The sequence below is a fragment of the Acinetobacter sp. YH16040_T genome, from assembly GCF_024605785.1.
GTDB lineage: Bacteria > Pseudomonadota > Gammaproteobacteria > Pseudomonadales > Moraxellaceae > Acinetobacter > Acinetobacter amyesii.
The window spans coordinates 3,307,888-3,328,838 of the sequence record NZ_CP094541.1; the positions used below are offsets into that span (position 1 = coordinate 3,307,888).

The 20,951-nt window shown below is 37.2% G+C and carries 15 protein-coding genes; 7 read left to right on the forward strand and 8 right to left on the reverse strand.

Annotated elements, in window-relative coordinates:
• The first annotated feature begins 8 nt into the window (after nucleotides 1-8).
• Nucleotides 9-1,847, forward strand: a complete 1,839-nt coding sequence (glmS, locus tag MST16_RS16325) for a glutamine--fructose-6-phosphate transaminase (isomerizing) (protein ID WP_180010834.1) — start codon at nucleotides 9-11, stop codon at nucleotides 1,845-1,847.
• A 594-nt stretch (nucleotides 1,848-2,441) separates the two neighbouring features.
• On the opposite strand, the gene MST16_RS16330 is transcribed toward glmS, so the two are convergent.
• Nucleotides 2,442-2,927: a GNAT family N-acetyltransferase gene (locus MST16_RS16330; protein WP_180003567.1), complete on the reverse strand. Its 486-nt coding sequence runs from the start codon at nucleotides 2,925-2,927 to the stop codon at nucleotides 2,442-2,444.
• On the reverse strand, nucleotides 2,917-3,183 hold the full coding sequence (locus tag MST16_RS16335) for a DUF1778 domain-containing protein (RefSeq protein WP_039890759.1): 267 nt from the start codon (nucleotides 3,181-3,183) through the stop codon (nucleotides 2,917-2,919). Before MST16_RS16335 ends, MST16_RS16330 begins: the two co-directional genes overlap by 11 nt.
• Before the next feature lie 429 nt (nucleotides 3,184-3,612).
• On the opposite strand from MST16_RS16335, the gene MST16_RS16340 reads away from it, so the two are divergent.
• The 6 genes from MST16_RS16340 (at nucleotide 3,613) to MST16_RS16365 (ending at nucleotide 12,832) form a co-directional block, all read left to right on the forward strand.
• On the forward strand, nucleotides 3,613-4,416 hold the full coding sequence (locus MST16_RS16340; protein WP_180091950.1) for a TnsA endonuclease C-terminal domain-containing protein: 804 nt from the start codon (nucleotides 3,613-3,615) through the stop codon (nucleotides 4,414-4,416).
• Nucleotides 4,403-6,523 (forward strand): Mu transposase C-terminal domain-containing protein, encoded by a 2,121-nt coding sequence (locus MST16_RS16345; protein ID WP_180091951.1) that lies wholly within the window; start codon nucleotides 4,403-4,405, stop codon nucleotides 6,521-6,523. The genes MST16_RS16340 and MST16_RS16345 overlap by 14 nt, the downstream gene beginning before the upstream one ends.
• Nucleotides 6,520-8,202, forward strand: coding sequence for an AAA family ATPase (locus tag MST16_RS16350; protein ID WP_180091953.1), 1,683 nt, complete (start codon nucleotides 6,520-6,522; stop codon nucleotides 8,200-8,202). The genes MST16_RS16345 and MST16_RS16350 overlap by 4 nt, the downstream gene beginning before the upstream one ends.
• Before the next feature lie 25 nt (nucleotides 8,203-8,227).
• Nucleotides 8,228-9,769 carry a TnsD family Tn7-like transposition protein gene (locus tag MST16_RS16355; protein WP_180035096.1) on the forward strand — a complete coding sequence of 514 codons (1,542 nt, stop codon included), beginning with the start codon at nucleotides 8,228-8,230 and terminating at the stop codon, nucleotides 9,767-9,769.
• An 8-nt stretch (nucleotides 9,770-9,777) separates the two neighbouring features.
• A complete protein-coding gene (locus MST16_RS16360) occupies nucleotides 9,778-11,373 on the forward strand; it encodes a Tn7-like element transposition protein TnsE (RefSeq protein ID WP_026056512.1) in 1,596 nt (531 codons plus the stop codon).
• Nucleotides 11,374-11,461: 88 nt separating this feature from the next.
• Entirely contained in the window at nucleotides 11,462-12,832 is a 1,371-nt protein-coding gene (locus MST16_RS16365) for a phosphomannomutase CpsG (protein ID WP_180091955.1), read from the forward strand.
• A 68-nt stretch (nucleotides 12,833-12,900) separates the two neighbouring features.
• Here the strand turns inward: MST16_RS16365 and MST16_RS16370 are convergent, their stop codons facing one another.
• The 6 genes from MST16_RS16370 to MST16_RS16395 all read right to left on the reverse strand — a co-directional run bounded on the left by MST16_RS16370 (nucleotide 12,901) and on the right by MST16_RS16395 (nucleotide 20,840).
• Complete coding sequence (locus MST16_RS16370) at nucleotides 12,901-14,349, reverse strand: capsule assembly Wzi family protein (protein ID WP_257245711.1); 1,449 nt, start codon at nucleotides 14,347-14,349, stop codon at nucleotides 12,901-12,903.
• 192 nt (nucleotides 14,350-14,541) lie between these two features.
• Nucleotides 14,542-15,564 (reverse strand): UDP-glucose 4-epimerase GalE, encoded by a 1,023-nt coding sequence (gene galE / locus MST16_RS16375; protein WP_179988843.1) that lies wholly within the window; start codon nucleotides 15,562-15,564, stop codon nucleotides 14,542-14,544.
• Between the two features lies 1 nt (nucleotide 15,565).
• Complete coding sequence (pgi, locus tag MST16_RS16380; RefSeq protein WP_179988844.1) at nucleotides 15,566-17,227, reverse strand: glucose-6-phosphate isomerase; 1,662 nt, start codon at nucleotides 17,225-17,227, stop codon at nucleotides 15,566-15,568.
• Nucleotides 17,227-18,480 (reverse strand): UDP-glucose/GDP-mannose dehydrogenase family protein, encoded by a 1,254-nt coding sequence (locus MST16_RS16385; RefSeq protein WP_180091959.1) that lies wholly within the window; start codon nucleotides 18,478-18,480, stop codon nucleotides 17,227-17,229. Before MST16_RS16385 ends, pgi begins: the two co-directional genes overlap by 1 nt.
• 18 nt (nucleotides 18,481-18,498) lie before the next feature.
• Nucleotides 18,499-19,374: a UTP--glucose-1-phosphate uridylyltransferase GalU gene (gene galU, locus MST16_RS16390; RefSeq protein ID WP_180091961.1), complete on the reverse strand. Its 876-nt coding sequence runs from the start codon at nucleotides 19,372-19,374 to the stop codon at nucleotides 18,499-18,501.
• 101 nt (nucleotides 19,375-19,475) lie between these two features.
• Nucleotides 19,476-20,840, reverse strand: a complete 1,365-nt coding sequence (locus tag MST16_RS16395) for an undecaprenyl-phosphate glucose phosphotransferase (protein WP_180091971.1) — start codon at nucleotides 20,838-20,840, stop codon at nucleotides 19,476-19,478.
• Between the last annotated feature and the right edge of the window lie 111 nt (nucleotides 20,841-20,951).

The following is a 20,951-nucleotide window of genomic DNA, read 5'->3' on the forward strand; positions in this document are numbered from 1 at the left end:
ATTAAATTATGTGCGGTATTGTCGGTGGCGTTGCAGAACGTAGTATTACCAATATTTTAATTGAAGGCTTAAAGCGTCTTGAATATCGTGGCTATGACTCTGCAGGTTTAGCGCTGATTAATAAAGGCCACGTTCTACGTGAACGTCGCGTAGGTAAAGTTGCAAATCTTGAACAAGCCGTTGAAGAAGCAGATATCGCAGGTTCAGTCGGTATTGCTCATACGCGCTGGGCAACCCATGGTAAACCGACTGAAAATAATGCCCATCCGCATATTTCAGGCAATGTTGCTGTAGTTCATAACGGCATTATTGAAAACTATCAAGAGCTTAAAGATGATCTTGAAGCACTTGGTTATGTCTTTACCTCACAAACAGATACAGAAGTTGTCGCGCATTTAGTCAATGATGCTTTAAAAAGCACTCCGAGTCTTTTAGAAGCAGTTAAAAGTGTCGTGCCTCAACTCAAAGGTGCTTATGCACTGGGTATCGTACATACCGACCATCCTGATGAATTAATCACGGTGCGTGAAGGTTCACCTCTCGTGATTGGTGTCGGTATTGGCGAGAACTTTATTAGCTCGGATCAATTGGCACTTTTACCAATTACCAACCGTTTTATCTACCTTGAAGAAGGTGATATTGCACGTTTAACTCGTAATACTATTGAAGTATTCGTCGATGGTAAATTGGTGAATCGTCCAATCAAAGAGCTTGATGCGACTGTCAGCAATGCTTCAAAAGGTGAATATAAACACTATATGCTCAAAGAAATTTATGAGCAGCCTGAAGCGATTAAACAAACGATTTCTCAAGCCTTAAATGGTAATGCCCTTCGTGATGATTTTCTTGCCAATGCAGCTCAAGATTTCAGCCAAATTCAACAAGTGCAAATCATCGCTTGTGGTACTAGCTACCATGCTGGCATGATTGCCAAATATTGGTTTGAACAACTGATTGACGTGCCTTGCCAAGTCGAAATTGCCAGTGAATTCCGTTATCGCTCGCCTGTGATTGTGAATAACACACTGTATGTTTGTATTTCTCAATCAGGTGAAACAGCCGATACTTTAGCTGCACTGCGTGATACGCAAAAACGTGCAGCAGCGAAAAGCTTGAATATCACCACCATGACCATTTGCAACGTCGCAACTTCGTCAATGGTACGTGAAACCAACTATAGTTTGTTGACGCTTGCAGGCCCTGAAATTGGTGTTGCTTCGACCAAAGCATTTACCACACAGCTTGCGGCATTGATGCTATTGGTATTGAAAATTGGTCAAATTAAGCAAAGCATTTCAACTGACCGTGTCTCTGAAATTATTGCAGCGCTTTGGCATACACCAAAAGTGATTTTAGATACTTTACAAAATAATGCTGAGATTCTACGTCTATCAGAATTATTTGTTGAAAAAAATCACTGCCTATTCTTGGGTCGTGGAACTGAGTTCCCTATCGCACTTGAAGGTGCTTTGAAACTTAAAGAGATTTCATATATCCACGCAGAAGGTTATGCTGCCGGTGAACTCAAACATGGTCCATTGGCACTGGTTGATAATGATATGCCTGTGGTGATTCTAGCTCCACAGGATGACATGTTGGACAAACTCAAATCGAACATGGAAGAAGTGCAAGCACGTGGTGGTGAGTTATTTGTTTTCGCTGATGAAAATAGCGGTATCAAAGCCAAAGATCGTCAACACGTGGTTTATGTTCCAAGTGCGAATGAAATCTTGTCACCAATCGTATACAGCGTACCCGTGCAATTACTTTCTTACCATGTTGCCGTGCTGCGTGGAACAGATGTCGATCAGCCACGTAACTTGGCAAAATCAGTGACGGTGGAATAATAATTTTTGATCAAGGGCTGGAATTGTGTTCGTATAATTAAGTTTGTACCAAATAATTAAGTTTAGATTTAATTATTTAAGTTTGGATATTAATGAAGTAAACGAATAACCCCCACCCTGTAGAACCAGTGATTCTTCACCAAGTCTACAGGGTTTTTAATATAATTAAATTCAAATTAGAGTCAAACCAGAAATATAAAATTATTACTAATATATTCAATTAGATAGATATATAAAAATCTCACCCTAGATTCAAAAAGCATTCCTTTTTGACCTCACCTTGAAAAAATTTCATTTTTATTTAAAGTATGCTTCGCCTTTCTGCGCAAGAATTCGCATTTTAAATGCGGAAGAATATTATGCAAACTTAATTTCATCTAGAATTAAAGATAGTAAATATTAATACAAACTTAATTTTAAAAATAAAAAATAATGAATAAGATATATCAACAACTTAAGATAAAAAATAAAACAAACTTAATTAAATTACCATAATTAGACGCAGTATTTGGTCATAAAGCAAAATAAGGGATAAGGAAATATGTGCAAACTCTGAATAAGTCTATTAGCTATTCCTGTTACTAGCAGCCCACCTTATTTAAAATGAGGTATTTCATTCACTGGATATATTAATGTTAATGGATTTGATGTTAATGAGATAAAGCCAAACCGCTGATAAAACTCCATAGCTTTTTGATCCTTAGCATGTATTACAACAAAATTTACGCCAATAATTTGAGCAACTTTTGAAACTTGTTTAAGAGCATGTGCTAAAAGTACTTTTCCAACTCCTTGCCCCTGTGCTGCTTGATCAACGGCAAAGCGACCCACAACCACACAAGGTAAGGGATAACGAGGTAATCGTTTAGTGAGAACAGCATCAACCCCATCAAATCCTATAGAGGTACTTGATAGACAATAAAATCCCCTCACCTGTGCATCATCAATAGCAACATAGGTTTTACTTGTTCCTGATTTCTGATGTTGGGATGCGTATTGTTTTATGAACTTATTTAAATCATCTTGCCCACAATTAAATGATTTTTTCTGATGATGGGCTTGTAAAACCTCAATTTTCATCCAATAAACTCATTAAATTTTTCATCTCATCATTTGCAGGGCGTGGATTTTCAAGCAAATTCATTAACATATCACGATCAGCATTATTTACTTTTAACTCGTGATTAGATTTAAGTAATTCTTTTGCTCGTTCAAATGAGGATTGGATCATAAAGGAACTCACACTAAGACCCAATAAATTCGCAGCTTGCTCAATTACATTCTTTGCATCTACGGTTGAACGAACATTGATTCGTTCTGTTGCTAAGTTAGCCATATTTTCCACCAATTTGTACATCATAATGATGTACAAATTATAGCAGATTAAGGTAGTACTTTAAGATCCAAATTTACATATTTTGTTCTAAAATATTTGGAATAGAAAATAAGCATTTTACTATGAACCAAAATGAATGGTCGGGTTTGAGTCTGAATATGCAATTGGTTTACATAAGAATATGCAACGATGTTTACTAAGATGTAATTTGAATACTTTTGCCTATCATCAACGTTTTTTTAAACTCATTAATTGAGTATTAAAATACCATATTAATTATTAAGTTGCTGAATTAAATAAATAATTAAATAAAAATTATAAAATTTTGTTTGTATATAAATATATTTAAGTTTGTATGTTTTTGCTAAATACAAAATTAACCCGCTTCAGATATGATTAATTATCCACCAAAACCCACAGGTCTTCTGTATGGCAAAAATTATAAAAAACTATGAAGAACTAGTAACAGAAGGGTATGGCCAGGGCCATGGACGCGATTATAAACCTTGTAAAACTGTTCAAAACTTCAGTTCAATTGGTCGCTCTCACAGAGTACAAGGCCGTGTTAGTAAACGTCTTCATCACTTATTTTCTGATCTAGAGCTATCTACCTTTTTACTGCTTGACTGGAATCAGAACGTTACAGATATTCGCGAGCATTATCCTTTGGATATCTATGATCTTAACTCCATCTGTTCTCGTTTCCGAATGAAAAAAGTGTCGATTGACTATATACCTTTTACCCTATCTTCAGATTTTTTAGTTGATTTTGGTAAGTTTTCTATAGCCCTTGACACTCTTTACAGCAAAGATCTGAATAAAGCTCATGTTATTGAGTCATTAGAAATTAAACGTCGCTACTGGGAAGAAGAGCACAATACGCCGTTCAAGTTGATTACTGAAAAAGACATTCCTGCTACGGTACTAGAGAACATTAAATGGTTGTATGTAGAAAAAAATGATCTTGAAATAACGAATCACATGATTGATCAAGCAGTTTATCTTATGGAAGAAATTAGCCAGTATCCTCAAAGCTCCTTAATCACCTTCTGCAAGCATATTGACCAAACTCAAAAACTGGGTATCGGAACGACGCTCGCATTGTTCAGAAAACTATTTGCACTGCGAATACTGCAATTTAATCTAGAAATTTCGTACTTGGAGCTTAAACTCTCTGATATTCATGCAAGTAATTTGCTCCAGAATGAGAATACAGTCCATGCAACTAATTAATTCAGTTTACATCTTGAATTCAACACAATACCGAATACTCAAATTCCTACCGCAGCATACGGTATGGATTTCTATTGATAATAAAAATGCATTCCCTGAACTCATTTTGTCCAAGGAGCTTCAAACTCTCTCAGATGATCAAAGCCTGATACCAGCACAAGATCCTTATGAATACTTAAAACGATTAAACTTGAGTGAAGATTCTATTCAACTCAAAAAAAGAGAGGAAAACTTTTCAATTATTCAAGAGCTAATTAATGATGAACAAGTTCTTATCAATGCAAAAATAAGAACAGCAAAAGTTAAAATGATACATCTGGAAAAAGAGGTATCAATTAATAAAATTCTACGACTACTAAGACGTTACTGGCAGCGTGGTCAAACGATAAATGCTTTGGTACCTGACTATGAAAACTCAGGTGGAAAAGGCCAAAAAAGAGTTATAGGTAATAAAAAGATTGGCAGACCACGAATCTATGAATCAAGTGAAGGTAAGAATGTCACTGAACAGGTTGAATTATATTTTAAGAAAGCCATCGAAGAGTATTTAGTTCCTGTCAAAAAACAATCCATTAACGAAACTTATCTTCGGTTTAAAAATTTATTTTCCAAGCACTTTCATCAAGTGCAAGCTGGAGATATTCCAACGTATGCTCAATTCTACTACTTTTATAATACGCGATATAGAAATAAGAACAATTCCAAGGAAATTCTGAAGAATCAGAAAACCCTGAAAGATCACAAACCTCTGACTTCAACAGCGACCAAGCAAGCAAATGGTCCTGGTGCACGTTATGAGATAGATTCAACAGTCGCTGACATCTATCTAGTATCATCACGAGATCCATCACAGATTATTGGCCGACCTACCGTATATATTGTTATCGATGTATTCAGCAGGATGATTACTGGACTTTATGTCGGTATGGAAAACAGTTCATTTAACACAGCTATACAATGCCTCAGCGTTGCAATCCAAGATAAAGTGACATTCTGTCAGAGTTATGGCTTGCAAATACAACCAGAAGACTGGCCTATTTATGGTTTACCTGGTGCCATACTTGCAGACCGCGGTGAACTAATTGGCTATCAAATTGAACTTCTTGAAAAAAACTTTTCTGTTCGTATTGAAAATGCGCCACCGTATCGAAGCGATGCCAAAGGTATTGTGGAGAGGGCTTTTGGAATCATTCAGTCACGCTTTAAATCCTACGAGAATATTGGTGTTGTTTCTGGATTCAAGGAAAAAAAGAAAGGCGGACATGATTATCGACTAGAAGCTTGTCTAACTCTGGAAGAGTTCAGAAAAATCATCTTAAGCTGCGTCTTGTTACGCAATAATTTTGATATTTTGACGAAATACGATCGTAGTGCCGATATGCCGACTGACCTGCCTTCTACCCCCCTTAAGCTCTGGCAGTGGGGTCTACAGCACCGTACTGGGATGTTGAGACAAGTGGATAACAAATCACTATATGTTGGCTTGCTACCTAGGATCGATGCATCCTTAAGTGATAAAGGACTTAAAGTCAAAGGATTAGTCTATCAATGTTTGGAAATGCATCAACAAGGCTGGTTTATTCGTAACACGACCAAATCCCGCCCGAAAAAGTTGCGGATTGGTTTTGACCCATACTCAGTAAATACCATTTATGTTTTCTTTGATGAAAATAAATTGGAATACTGGGAAGCCCACTTAAGTGATGCCTCACGTCAATATCAGCATCTGACCTGGTGGGAAGCTGAACAAATTCAAAAAGCGATCAAAACTGTTGAAAAACAGCATTCGCAACTAAAGTCTGTAGCCATCAGTGAATTGCAGGATTTTACTGACAAAATCATTCATGCAGCACAGAGTCGGCAGGCTCAAGTAGGAGTACACCAACTTTCTAAAGCACAACGTACTCGGGATATCCGTCAGAATAAACAAGAAGCTATCCAAGTGGAACGTGCGGAACATCTCCAGAACAGACCCAGCAATTCTATCCAGACTATCAATCCCAACCAAGACAATTCTCAAATATCCCAATCTGACAGCAGCAATCTGGATTTAACCAGTCAACCAGACTTAATGAGACAATTATTTGAAGAGGACGATGAAGAATGAATAATAATGAAATAGTAGTTAATACATCGATACAAGACATCTATGGGGATAATCCTCTCATTACTAAATTACCGCCTATCCTTGATACAAAGTCAGTCATTAAACACCTACGGGGAAAACTGAAATTTATTCCAGAACAACGTTTCTTACCCCAACCAGAAAGAATCCATCTGATTGCTCAGCTGCCCCATGATTTTTTTCAACCACTGACCAAACATCTATCACTGGAACAAAAAATTTCTATCATGATCCGGCAAGGTTACGTGAGTAGAAACATCAATAATGGTGATAGACAAAGGCATTTACACGCCGCTTTTCAACAACTTGAACCATCAAATGAAAGTTCTTACCGATATGCACCTCCAGAATCAACTGCGACCAGCATGTCAATTATAGGATGCTCAGGAAGCGGCAAAACAACGACGATGAACAAGATTTTGCGTTATTACCCGCAAGTGATTGAGCATAAAGAGCTAGGATTAAAACAAATTGTTTTCCTTAAAATTGATTGCCCGCATGACAGCTCTTTAAAAAACTTATGTTCAAACTTTTTTAGAGCAGTAGATTTAGCATTAGGAGATACTAACTTTGAGCATCGTTTCACCAGAAGCCGCTTAAATGTGAATGCAATGCTGCAACAGATGAAAATTATCGCAAATAATTATTCTATTGGACTTCTGATCATTGATGAAATCCAGCATTTGAATACAAAAAAATCTGGCGGGGCTGAGATCATTCTTAATTTCTTTGTCACGCTGGTGAATGTGGCATCGATCCCTATCGTGATGATTGGGACACCTAAAGCGAATGAAATCCTGCAAGAAGACTTAAGGTCAGCTAGACGCAGTGCAGGATTAGGCTCTTTAATCTGGGAACCTATGCGAAATGAAGCGCCTATTCCCGATCCTGGCGACCCTGATCAAATGATCATTTCTGAATGGTATGCCTTTACCAACAAGCTGTGGCAATATCAATGGATTCAACAACCAGCTGAACTGACCGATGAATTAAGAAACACTTGGTATTATTATACGCAGGGCATTCCAGATTTAGTGGTTAAGCTGTTCTGTCTGGTACAAATTCACGCCATCACCATCGGCCTGGAAAAAATCACCTCAGAATTATTTAAAAAGGTCTATGAAGAACAATTACAGCCAGTCCACGACATTTTAGATGCACTGCGTTCAGGCAATCCCGCACGTATTGCACGGTATTCTGACCTAACCATCCCTCAAGTTCAAATTGAAGAATATGTTGAAAAACAACGTTTTAAATCTGAATTAAAAATGGAAAAACAGCATAAAGATTTAGGACCGCATTATTCTACCCTCATTGGTATGCTGACAGCCTTTGGTCACCCGGCTGCTACAATAGATCTGCATGTCACTTCTGCATTAAAAAAATATCCAAACGAGAACTTACAGGTACTACTCCAGCATATTCTGGAAGTATTAGACGGCTCTGTAGCAAAAGATAAATTGGACCAGCCTCAGACCACAACTTCGGTAAGAAAACCAAGAACATCACGCAAAGTCATGAAAGCAGAAGAATGGAAGAGCACTGAAGCCAATGACTTACGGAATTTTTTCAGTCAAGCACAAGAAAAGGAAGTAGATGTTTATGAGCTATTAAAATCATCTCACTATTTGTTTGATCCCACCTCTCCTGTGTTGCATTAAACAAAAAATAGAGAGTAAGTGTATTATGATTTCAAATTTTCCAATACCATATCCAGATGAGTTAATTTACAGCGTGATTGCACGTTATGCTATTCACAATGGAATTTTAAGTCCCAAATACCTTACTGAAGAATTATTCAATAATAGAAATTTGACGCCAACTTACGATTTACCATCTCATATAGGAAAATTGGCTAGTTATTTACCCGATTGCTATGATGCACTCTATTTAATCAACCACCACACCTTATTACCAATTTATCAACCATTTCAACCTGATACAGTGATGCGTTATGCTGTACATGTATTACAGGGTGAACAGTATCAATCATTACATACCAAGTTGGGAAAAAATGCGTCACGAATCAAATCTGTAAATTTTTTTCGGTTCTGCCCTCATTGCTGGCAAGAACAGATGGAGCAATATGGTGAAGTTTACTGGAAACGCAGCTGGCAGATTACAGGATATGAATATTGCATAAAGCATGAATCTGCCCTTTTTGTCAGCTCTGTTCCTTGCAATGGGCTAGACCGAAGATTTTATAATGCTCATTTAAATGTCCTTATTGACTCCTCACAACTTTTTATTAATTCACAAGACTTAAAGCGTCATCTAGAGTTAGCAAAAATAATCGAGGATCTACTTATTCAATCTAGCCATATTGCAGTACAAGATGTTTCGATTTTATCAAATGCCTACTTCAATCTATTGAAAGACAGAGGCTTACTGTCAGGTCAAAAAAATATCAACTACGAAAAAATTCGTCACCTTGTCTTAGATTACTGGGGCGAAAGCTTTCTTAAATACTATCATTTAGATGATCTTCTTTCTGAGAACTGCTGGCTCAAAAATATGTGCAGGAAACATCGTAAAGCATTTTCTTATCTTGAGCATTGCATTGTATTAAAATCGCTGGTTCCAGAGCAAAAACCAATTGAAACATATAAGCAATATGTTAGCTTAGCATCTATAGAAAAAACAAACTTAGATCAGCAGCACGAAGCTCCCCCTGTATGGGTTAATAATAAAATAGATATGATATTATCTGAAGATCAAAAACAATGGACAAAATTAATTCAGAAAAATTCTGTTAAGCAGGCACGTCAATGTGATCCTGCACTTTACGCTCGGTTATATCGTAATCATAAGAACTGGCTATTACTGACAAATAAATCTGCTGTGGTATTACCTTCAGCCATTCCCAAGCCACGTGTAGATTGGAAAAAGCGAGATCAACAATTGATTAAACAACTCATCAAAATCCGGGATCAATTATTAGAAGATCTCGACTCTCCACAATGGACAAAAAAGTTTTTTATTAAGCAACTTGGCTCGGTAAGTATGATTGAAAAAAACTGGAGGTTTTTACCACTCACCACCGCCTTTCTAGAGCGTTACGCTGAGTCTGCAGATTGTTATCAAATACGCCGTCTTACACGAACATTTATTCGCCAATACACTGAAAATCAGTTCTATCCACCGAGTGTTTTTCTTCGACTATCCGGATTAAGCCCTGAACGATTAACGCCAGAAGCTCGTAGATTTTTTAATAGTATTTGGGGGTGAAATTAAAAATGAGTGATTGTCTGATCGAATATTTACCGAAAGATATGATTTATTATACTGCGAAAAAAATTAGTCGACATGGTCAAACTCGGTTTGATATTGATACTTGTTTATTTAACCCTCTTATTAAACGGTATATTCATCTTAAATTGCCAATTGAAAGTATTCTTCTTTATTACCATAAAACTCCAATTGCCAATCCTGATCCACAGAAATTATTTAACCACACCCTGAAATCAGTGGATTTTTCAGCGCTCAACGTTTTAGATTTATCCAAGAACAATTATCAAAAAACGCATAACGGTCAGTTATACTTTGAGTTTAATTATGATTCACCCATATTAAAGAAAAATATGACAATTCTTTTACCTAAGCTTATTCTTGCTCGGGATCTATTTTTTTCACACCCCTATCTTTTACGTGCAGCACTTTTTGCAGAAAATTATTCAACAGATATTTTAGTGGATATGAATGATGAAAATGCTATACATATTAATATTGCGCAAAACAAAAAAATTATGAGAGCTGATATCTCTGATCCTCATTTTTTAAAGAAGCTAGCTTTAATTTTATTACAGCCGGACTTAAATAAGGCCTTCCTTAGTATTTATCAAAAAACAATTGTTGATCAAAAAGGTGTTAAAAGCTTTAATTTTGATATGGAAGCTCCTAATATCAAAAATATTAACCTAACAGTAGAGGGTATTTTTAATAAAAAAACAGGTATTTACAGAATTGAGCGCATCACGTCTTTCAAAAATCTTGATACAGCTATCAACCGCCCTATTCAATTTCATTTCACTTCAAAAAAGATTATACAACAAATAAAAAATGCTCAAGGACAAAATCCCAAGCAGTCAACACCAACATGTCCACCTAGAGAAAAATTAAATCAAAAAGCTGATGCAGATATCGATAAACTAATAGCCAAACTAAGAAACCTCCCAGGAAAAATTTATACGATAGAAGAATTAAAAATTTCTTTAGAGACGCCCCCTTCCGAAACTACCATACGGCAAAGACGAAAGCAGATGGATAAAGACCAAAATCAAGAAGAAGGATTTGCTGGCGGAGAAGGAGATATAGAGGGTACTCTGCCTGGAGTTACAACAGAATCAGATATTCAACTAGAGCGAGTCACTCATAAAGACTTGATTAAGGTATTGGACAAAATTGAACAAAAAGGATATGAAATCAAAGAAATTAAGAATTCACCGTTTAAAAAATATAAACGTTTCCGAGGCCACAAGTTTTCTAACGCCAATCAACTACGATACTTTTATGTCTATAGAATTATAAACACAAAAAATGATGAACAATTCTATCTATGTGAAATTGATACATCAGATGGAAAAAAGAACATCTCTACACTATTACTCCGATATGAAGAAAAAACTCAATTATTAATTGAGATAGATTTCGAAAAATTAAACAATTCAATACTTTCTCAATCACTCAGTTGGCCTAAAAAGTTTATATCTGAAGTAAGAGGTATTACCGCCTTTACTACAATTAATCATCCTTCAAAAAAGGAACAACTAGACGATGTAAATTATTATGTTGACTGGGCTCAACGGATCTTAGCAAAAGCAAAATCGATATAAAAGTTAAACAGTAACATGGCATATAGAAGCTATTTTCCTTCTATAATCACATTTCCCTCACTACTCAGGAATTATTTCGAGAATTCAGATGACACAACTCACTTGTTTTAAAGCCTACGATATTCGAGGCAAACTCGGTACAGAACTGAACGAAGATATTGCTTATAAAATTGGCCGTGCTTATGGGCAAATTTATCAACCCCAAACCGTGGTTGTGGGCTGCGATATTCGTCTAAGCAGTGAAGATTTAAAGCAAGCAACCATTCGTGGCTTAAATGATGCGGGTGTGAATGTTTTAGATTTAGGTATGACAGGTACAGAAGAAGTTTACTTTGGCGCATTCCATTTAGATGTCCAAGGTGGTATTGAAGTAACGGCCAGCCATAACCCTATGGATTACAATGGGATGAAACTGGTTCGCGAGAACTCACGACCAATTAGTGCGGATACAGGTTTAAAAGAGATTCAAGCATTGGCAGAATCTGGTGAATTTACTAAAACTACGGTGAAAGGCTCAACTGAAAAATACAATATCCTGCCTGAATTCATCGAACATTTGATGACCTATATTGATCCAGCAAAAATTATTCCGTTGAAGCTAGTAGTAAATGCCGGTAATGGCGCTGCTGGGCATGTTATTGATGCAATTGAAGGAAAGTTCAAAACACTGAATGTTCCTATTAAATTTATTAAAATACATCATGAAGCGGATGGTACTTTTCCGAATGGTATTCCTAATCCATTGCTAGTCGAAAACCGTGATAGCACTCGCAATGCAGTTTTGGAGCACGGCGCAGACATGGGCCTTGCCTGGGACGGCGACTTTGACCGCTGTTTCTTATTCGATGAAAAGGGGCAATTTATCGAAGGCTATTACATTGTCGGCCTATTGGCTCAGGCCTTCCTGCTGAAACAGTCAGGCGAAAAAATTGTGCACGATCCGCGTCTAGTATGGAATACCTTGGATATTGCTGAACAGTACAAAGGTGAAACTGTGCAGTCTAAGTCAGGACATGCATTTATTAAACAGGTTATGCGCGAACATAATGCTGTATATGGTGGAGAAATGTCTGCTCACCACTATTTCCGTGATTTCTCTTATTGTGATAGCGGTATGATTCCTTGGTTATTGGCAATTTCTGTACTCTCAGAAACCCAGCAAACATTGTCTTCACTGGTTGAAGATATGATTGAAAAGTTCCCTTGTTCGGGTGAAATCAATTTTAAGGTAGCGGATACCCAAGCAACTATTCAAAAAATCTTTGATCATTATGCGGATCAGCAACCTGAAATCGATCGTACAGATGGTGTTAGTTTAGATTTCGGTGCTTGGCGTTTAAATATCCGTGCTTCGAATACCGAGCCGTTATTGCGATTAAATATTGAGAGTCGTAGTAGCTTGAATCCATTACCTATTCAACACTATGTGAATGAATTATCCAATCTTATTCAATCATAATTTCATTATAGAAACCTTTAATCGACTTAAACCTATGGATCAGTCGATTAGAGGCTTAAATAAAAAAACTAGAATAGATAATCATCTAATGGCAATTCAATACCGACTGACAAGCCACTATCCTGTCCCAGAAGATCAGAATCGCTTACCCACCCATTAATTTTTAAAGGCATAGTCGGTTGAATATAATGAGTCCATGTCAATTCTAACGCTTGAATCTCATCTTTATTTGGAAATTGCTGGTTAATTAATAAACTGGACTGGTTGACATTGGCAGATAAAATTCGCCCTGATACACGGTTCATTTTATCAAACCGAATATTTCCCCCAATTGAGTACATTTGACTATCCCCGCCTATGCCGTGCCCTAAAGGATATCCGTGCTGATAATAACCATCCTTATAATCCCCATGTCTGTAGGTGTATCCCCATACTTCACCATTAGTACGCGTATCAGTCCACTCAGTATATATTTGAACAGGTAAATCTCTATAACTAGATGAATACTCTGCACCAGCTGAATAAAATTTTCGAGAAGGTAAATATCCTGCCTCATCTTCACCTATTACTTGTGTATATAAACTGATAGGTATATCAAACCAACGGGTTAGATTTACGCGAGCGTCTACCCCCGCAAGCTGATTTGATTTATCTAATGACCGATCATCGAAATTATCATTACCTTTCAGCGCTTCCCATAAAGAACTAAAACTATTTAACTTACCTTCTCCCCCCCATTGCAACATTCTAGAAGCACCTATCTCTAAATAGGGTAATGGTTGAATAGTGAGCCGCATTCCTATTAATTTTGCATCAGGAACAGCTTTATAATCATCTAACTGACCAGCAAATACTTGATATTGCCAAGGTCCAATCCAAGATAACCACTTGGTTTCAAATGCTGTTTGATCCGCTCTTTGTAATGTTACGCCATACACTGGACGACTCACATCTCCTCGAATCAAACTTCCATCATGCCCTGGCCCCCAATAGGTTGGGATCTGTCCTGCAATGATCCATTGATTCCACAATTTTCCAGCCAGATATGAGCCTTCAACATTCACATCATGCCCATTATCAATAATAGGGTCTTTTTCAGCATTAATACGCAGTCTTGCATCCCATTGCGCCCCACCAGCATTGAACTCAACAGCCGCTTGATATTGTGATTTTTGTTCATCTGCAAAATGTTGCGGTACATTTTGGGGATCAGATTCAGCATATAAACTGGCTTTGGCCGTTGTATTTTCCGCACTTAAAGCAGCTTGCACGGAATCCAAGACTTGCTGCTGAACTTGATTATCAATCTTTGCATTAGATAAAGCACGTTGTATTTCATCACCACTTAAAGGCCATGTAGACGTGCTAATTTGAATCACACCTTGTTGATTTAACCAATTTAAATCAGTTCGTAAGTCTTCATTATTTAAAACAATTCCTTGTGCAATTGCTGGCAAAGAAAGTGCAGATAAAACCGCAAGTGACAAAAATCTAATACTTTGATATCTCATAAATATTCTTCATCTAAGTTCATTTTTAAAAAACATCATAGCGATGTTTTTTAAAATAAGGGAATAAATACATGATTGTTTGCACAATCCATACACAATTTGATTTTAAATTCAAACGGGCATGATATTCAGTGTTTTGCATGACTAAAGCTCTATCGCATTAGCCATATATTCTTAGATGAATCTCAAAGCTGAGATTTAACTCTTATGAAACCCATTTGGATTCTGCTTTTGCCAATTCCAACTGTCCGCCAACATATCAGCCAAGCCATATTGTGGCTGCCAACCCAATTCTGCGACTGCACGGGCATTATCGGCAAATGACGTTGCTACATCTCCCTCGCGGCGCGGTACATATTCAAATGGAATCTCAACACCATTCACCTTCTCAAAGGTATCTCGAATTTGTTTAACCGAAATCCCATTGCCTGTGCCGATATTCCAAGCGCGGCATCCTTGTGCATTTAAACGATTATTTAAGGCACATAAATGTGCATTGGCCAAATCGACCACATGGATATAATCACGTACACCCGTACCATCTAGCGTGTCATAATCATTGCCAAAGATTGCTAATTTTTCACGGCGACCAACTGCCACTTGAGTGACATAAGGCATTAAGTTATTCGGAATCCCTTGTGGGTCTTCACCTATCTGACCACTCTGATGTGCGCCCACCGGGTTAAAATAACGCAGCAATGCAATCGACCAACGCTCATCTGTAGCCGAGAGTTTTTCCAACAACTGCTCAACAATCAGTTTGGTATAGCCATAGTTATTGCTTGGCATACCTGTAGGCATGTCTTCATTTAATGGCGATACATTGGCTTCATCATAAACCGTCGCAGATGAACTAAACACCAGCTTAAACACTTGTGCACGTTCCATGGCTTTGACCAAACTAATCGAACCCGAAATATTATTTTCAAAATATTTTAGCGGCTCTTTCTGACTTTCACCCACGGCTTTTAAACCTGCAAAATGGATGACCGCATCAATCTGATGCTGTGCAAAGATCTGATCTAAGATCTGCGCATCGCGAATATCACCTTGGATAAAAGTTAAACTTTTATTTGCTAAAGCTTGAACTCTCGATAATGACACTTCAGAGCTGTTTGATAAATTATCCAATACAACAACTTCATGTTGAGCATTCAATAATTCCAAACAAGTATGTGAACCAATATAACCAGCCCCACCGGTGACTAATATTTTTGCCATTTTATTTTCCAAGTAAAATATCTAATAGACCACGGGTAGAGCTATCAAAATCAACATAATCTTTTTCTGTACCAGTCAAAATTGGAAGTACTTGATTCGCAATTTGTTTACCTTTTTCAACACCCCATTGGTCAAAAGCATTGATATTCCAAAGTACAGATTGCACAAATACTTTATGTTCATACAACGCAACCAACATACCTAAGGTATAAGGATTAAGCTCTTTGAGCAAAATGGTTGTACTAGGCTGATTACCTTCATATTTTTGATAATTCTCTAGACCCGCCACCTCTTCAGCATCAAGTGCCTGATTACCAAAGGCCAATAGTCGAGACTGAGCCAAACAATTTGATAACGCTAAATGGTGTTGATTAATCAATGCATTGGCATTTTTTACATAGGTAAATTGGTTAGCGGCATAACGATTCACTGGCGCAATAAACTCACAGCTTACTTTATGTGCACCTTGGTGTAACAACTGATAAAAAGCATGTTGTGCATTTGGACCCACTTCACCCCAAACAATAGGGCAAGTATCCAACTCAACTTTCTGACCATTACGCTGAATCGACTTCCCATTCGACTCCATCTCAAGCTGTTGTAGATATGCCGAAAAATACTTTAAACGACCATCATAAGGCAAAATAGCCTGAGTCTGAATTTCTAGGAAGTTATGATTCCATATTCCCAAAACAGCCATAAGAACAGGAATATTTTGGCGCAAAGGAGCATTTTGAAAATGCTCATCAATTGCATGAGCACCTGCAAGTAAACGTTTAAAGCCTTGTACACCAATATTTAATGCTATCGGCAACCCAATACATGACCATAAAGAGTAACGCCCACCAACCCAGTCCCAGAGCAAAAACTGATTTTGGTGTGCTATACCCCATTCTGTCATTTTTTCAGGCTTAGTCGATACCCCAATAAAATGATGCTGATCCACCGCTTCTGATTGGCCCAATTGCTTTTCAAGCCATTGACGTGCAGTTTGTGCATTATAGAGTGTATCAATTGTTCCAAAGGATTTGGATGAAATAATAAACAATGTCGTTTCTGGACGTAACTGATGCAACAGATCTGAAAGTTGAGTGCCATCCATCGTTGACACGAAATGCACCTTCAGAGGCTTAATCGTATTAACTTTAAAATCAGACAAAGCATGACTCACCATCAATGGCCCTAGATCAGACCCACCCACACCAATATTAACCACATCTTGTATAACTTCACCTGTTGCACCACGGTACTGACCAGCATGAATTTTCTCAACCAATGCATACATTCGCTCTAATTGCTCATGTACTTTCCCAGCTAATTTAGGGTGCTGCTCATCATGTTTCGGTAAACGAAGCGCCCAATGCATAGCTGCACGCTGTTCTGTATAGTTAATTTCTTCTTCTGAAAATAAACGTTTAGTCCATGTAGAGAGATCACGAACTTGTGCAAAGTCAATCAATGCGCTTATTACGGACTCATCAACACGATGCTTACTAAAATCAAAAGTGATTTCATCATATTGAACAGAAAAATGCTTAAATCTTTGGTCATCTTCGGCAAAAAAAGTATTTAAGTGCTTCTGGCCAATGGTTTTACTTAAGTGTTGTAAATGTTCAAGTGTTGTTGCTAGCGTTTTTTTAGGAAAAATAGTTAAATTTATCATTATCTTCCTACTCCCATATATGCAAAACCCTGACTTTTAACATAATCAGGTTGATAAATATTACGTCCATCCAAAATCAAAGGATGGGCTAATTTAAGTTTTAATTGCGTATAATCAAGTGACCAATATTGCTTCCATGCAGTTAGAACGCATAAACCGTGTGCCTGATTCACCGCGTCATACTGATCTTCACATAAAATTAAATTATCACGTTCACCATAAATTGTGTATATTTCTTCTAAGGCTTGTGGATCATGCAAACGAACAGTCACACCTTGCGCCCACAGTGCGGCAAGCATCGGATGAATAGGTGAGAAGCTGGTACTTGAGGTATGTTGCTTAAAAGCAGCCCCCCAAATCGCAATCGTTTTTCCAGCTAAATTTCCATGATAATAATTCCACAGCTTACGGAAAAGAAACTCCTTTTGCTGCTCATTAATATCCCAAACCTGTCCCAATAGCTGACTTTTTGTTCCAGTATTACTGATGGTATGCGATAGAGTCAAAATATCATGTGAAAAGTTTTCACCACCAAAACCTGCACCTGAATATAAATACGATTCACCTATCCGACTGTCTGCTGCCATTCCATCTCGAACATGGGCAATATCAATACCCAACTTTTCAGCAACATCTGCCAAATCATTCATATAACTGATACGAGTCGCCAACATGCCTGAAATACTGAGTTTGGTAAATTCAGCATCTAAAACAGGCATAAATAAATATTGTTGCTGGCGTGGGAATAAAGGTCGCAACATTTCCTCTAAGTCACCCTGTGCTTGTTGGTCAGCACAGCCAATAATCACTTTAGAGGCACTCGTCACACTTTTAAAAGCTTGACCTTCCTGAATAATATCCGGGAAATAAACCCAATGATCTTTTGTTAATACGGCTTTTAATTTTTCAGTACCATTAAGACCAAAAGTAGAGGCATTAATCATCAATTTAGGATGAATAATCGTGCGCATTTTTAATTTCTGTACAACATCAAGTGCCTCAGCCTCTTGAGTTGGATTGAAACTAAAAAAATACGCATCAATATCCAAGGGAAGAGCCGCAAAATTACAATAACTTAGAAAACCACTTTGATGTTGTTTTTCTAAAGCACGAACAACATCTTGATCTCTAAGATTGAATAGCGCTGTATGATCTTGTAAATCATTACAAATAAAGACCTGATGTCCACTCTCTGCAAGTAATGATGAGATAACACCCGCATACAGCGTTGTACCAAACATTGCGATTTTCATGGCTCATCCCTCTTTTTTTTATAACTCTAACTCTTTAATCAGTGCTTTAAACTCATCACCTAACTTGGGATGGTCTACACCATAATGTAAAACCGCTTCCAAATAGCCAATTTTACTGCCGCAATCAAAAGTTTGTCCTTTCATACGATAAGCTTCAACCGTATCTGTCGCTTGCAGCATAGCAATAGCATCCGTCAACTGCATTTCATTACCTGCACCTTTAGGTGTGTTTTCCAATAACTGCATAATCTTGGCAGGTAAGATATAACGGCCGACTACGGATAAATTGGATGGTGCAGTTCCAACTGCCGGTTTTTCCACAATGCCTTGCATGACGATGCTATGCCCTTCTGCAGGTGTAGAAGCAACATCTACAATGCCATATTGATCCACCAAATGATCAGGTACAGCTTCCACCATAATTTGTGATGCATTGGTTTCATCAAAACGTTGAATCATCAAACTCAGATCGTTTTGGTCTGATGGATCTTTGACTAAAACATCTGGCAATAGCACAGCAAAATCATCATTCCCCACGACAGATTTAGCACATAAAACTGCATGACCTAAACCAAGTGGCTGTGGTTGACGTACGCTGATCACACTCACGTGTGGTGGTAAAATTTCAGTGATTTCTTTGAGTAAATCAAATTTCTTTTTATGTGCTAGAGTGGTTTCCAGCTCAAAATTACGGTCAAAGTAATTTTCAATCGAGGCTTTTGAAGAGTGGGTAACAAGAATAATCTGTTCAATCCCTGCAGCAACTGCTTCTTTGACCACATATTCAATGGCCGGACGGTCAACGACAGTGACCATTTCTTTAGGAATGGATTTACTTGCAGGAAGAAAACGTGTACCCAAACCAGCTACAGGAAGAATTGCTTTTTTAATCATTACATCACACTTCTAAGTTTAAATTTACCATCATATTTATTAAAGTCTAAGCTAGATTTTAATAAATCCATAAAACATTAGCTTTCGGTTTTTAATTGGCATCAATATGCAGCTTTATTAATAAAACCTTTAAAAATAGTTAAAAATATAATTTTTAAATCCAACAACAGGCTCCATGTGCGGATATATTCCAAATCACAGTCCACACGTTTTTCCATTTTATCCAAAGTATCTGTTTCGCCCCGCCAACCGCGGATCTGAGCCAATCCTGTAATGCCAGGCTTAACCTTATGGCGCAGCATATAGCCAGTAATCAACTTCCGATACTCTTCATTATGTGCAGCAGCATGTGGTCGAGGTCCAACAACAGACATATTGCCTAAAACAACGTTAATAAATTGAGGAAGCTCGTCTAAAGATGTTTTTCGTAAAAATGCACCAACCTTAGTCACACGTGGGTCATTTTTCACAGCCTGTGTAACTTTAGCGCCATTTTCCATAACAGACATGCTTCTGAATTTATAAACTAAAATTGGTTTACCATTTAAGCCATAACGGATTTGTTTAAAGAATACAGGACCTTTAGAATTGAGCTTAATCGCAATCGCAATACACAATAACAAGGGGGAAATAAGCACTAAAATAGTTGAAGCAACACAGATATCTTCGACACGCTTAAGAAATATATTTATTCCTTTAATACGTGTATCGATGATTGGAATAATTGGAGTCCCATTAATATCTTCTACTCGAGAATATAAAAAATCATAACTAAATAACTCAGGGACAATAACTGTTGAACATGTTGTATCCGAAAGCATTTTTAATAGGTTATCGACTTGATGAATATTTTCCTGACTTGTCACAATATAGACTTGATTAATCTCTTCTGAATGAATAATGCCAATTGCATCATTTACATTACCATTAAAATCATATTGATCTGCTTTTTCATTAAATGAATAAATACCCAGCGGATTAAATCCAATCCACTCTGATTTTTTTAAATCAGTAAAAAGCTTATGTGCTTTAACAGAATCACCAATAACAATTACATTTCGAGATTTTTTGAATATTTTAAAGGAAATCGCATATATTAAACGAACAAAAATCCGTAATACTGCCATAAATACTAAGACTGCACAAAAATATTGAACCAGAACCATTAAACTAATATCAGAATAAAAAAGACAAAATGGAAGAAGCAAACAAGCGCTAAAGAAGATATTTTTTAAGCAAGCAACCAATTCATCAAATAGGCTTACACCACGCCAAGAGCGGTAAAAATCGGTCAATCCACCAATCAATTGAAAAAAGCTGACCATACTTAAAAATATAAGCATAGCCTGATGGCTGATCGCTAATGAGTTTAAATTAAAAACAGCATACAAAGCCCAATAAATAGCTACCACATCACAAAATCTTTGTAAAATTGATACGTAAGACGCATTTAATCGAGAAGCCATTTTTTCCCCATATCGCTTAATTTATTATATAAACAGCCATTCTTATCAATGAAACCCTTTGCATAGATTCTTGATTTATTTAGAAAGTCCATCCCAAGTCTTGAAAAATCA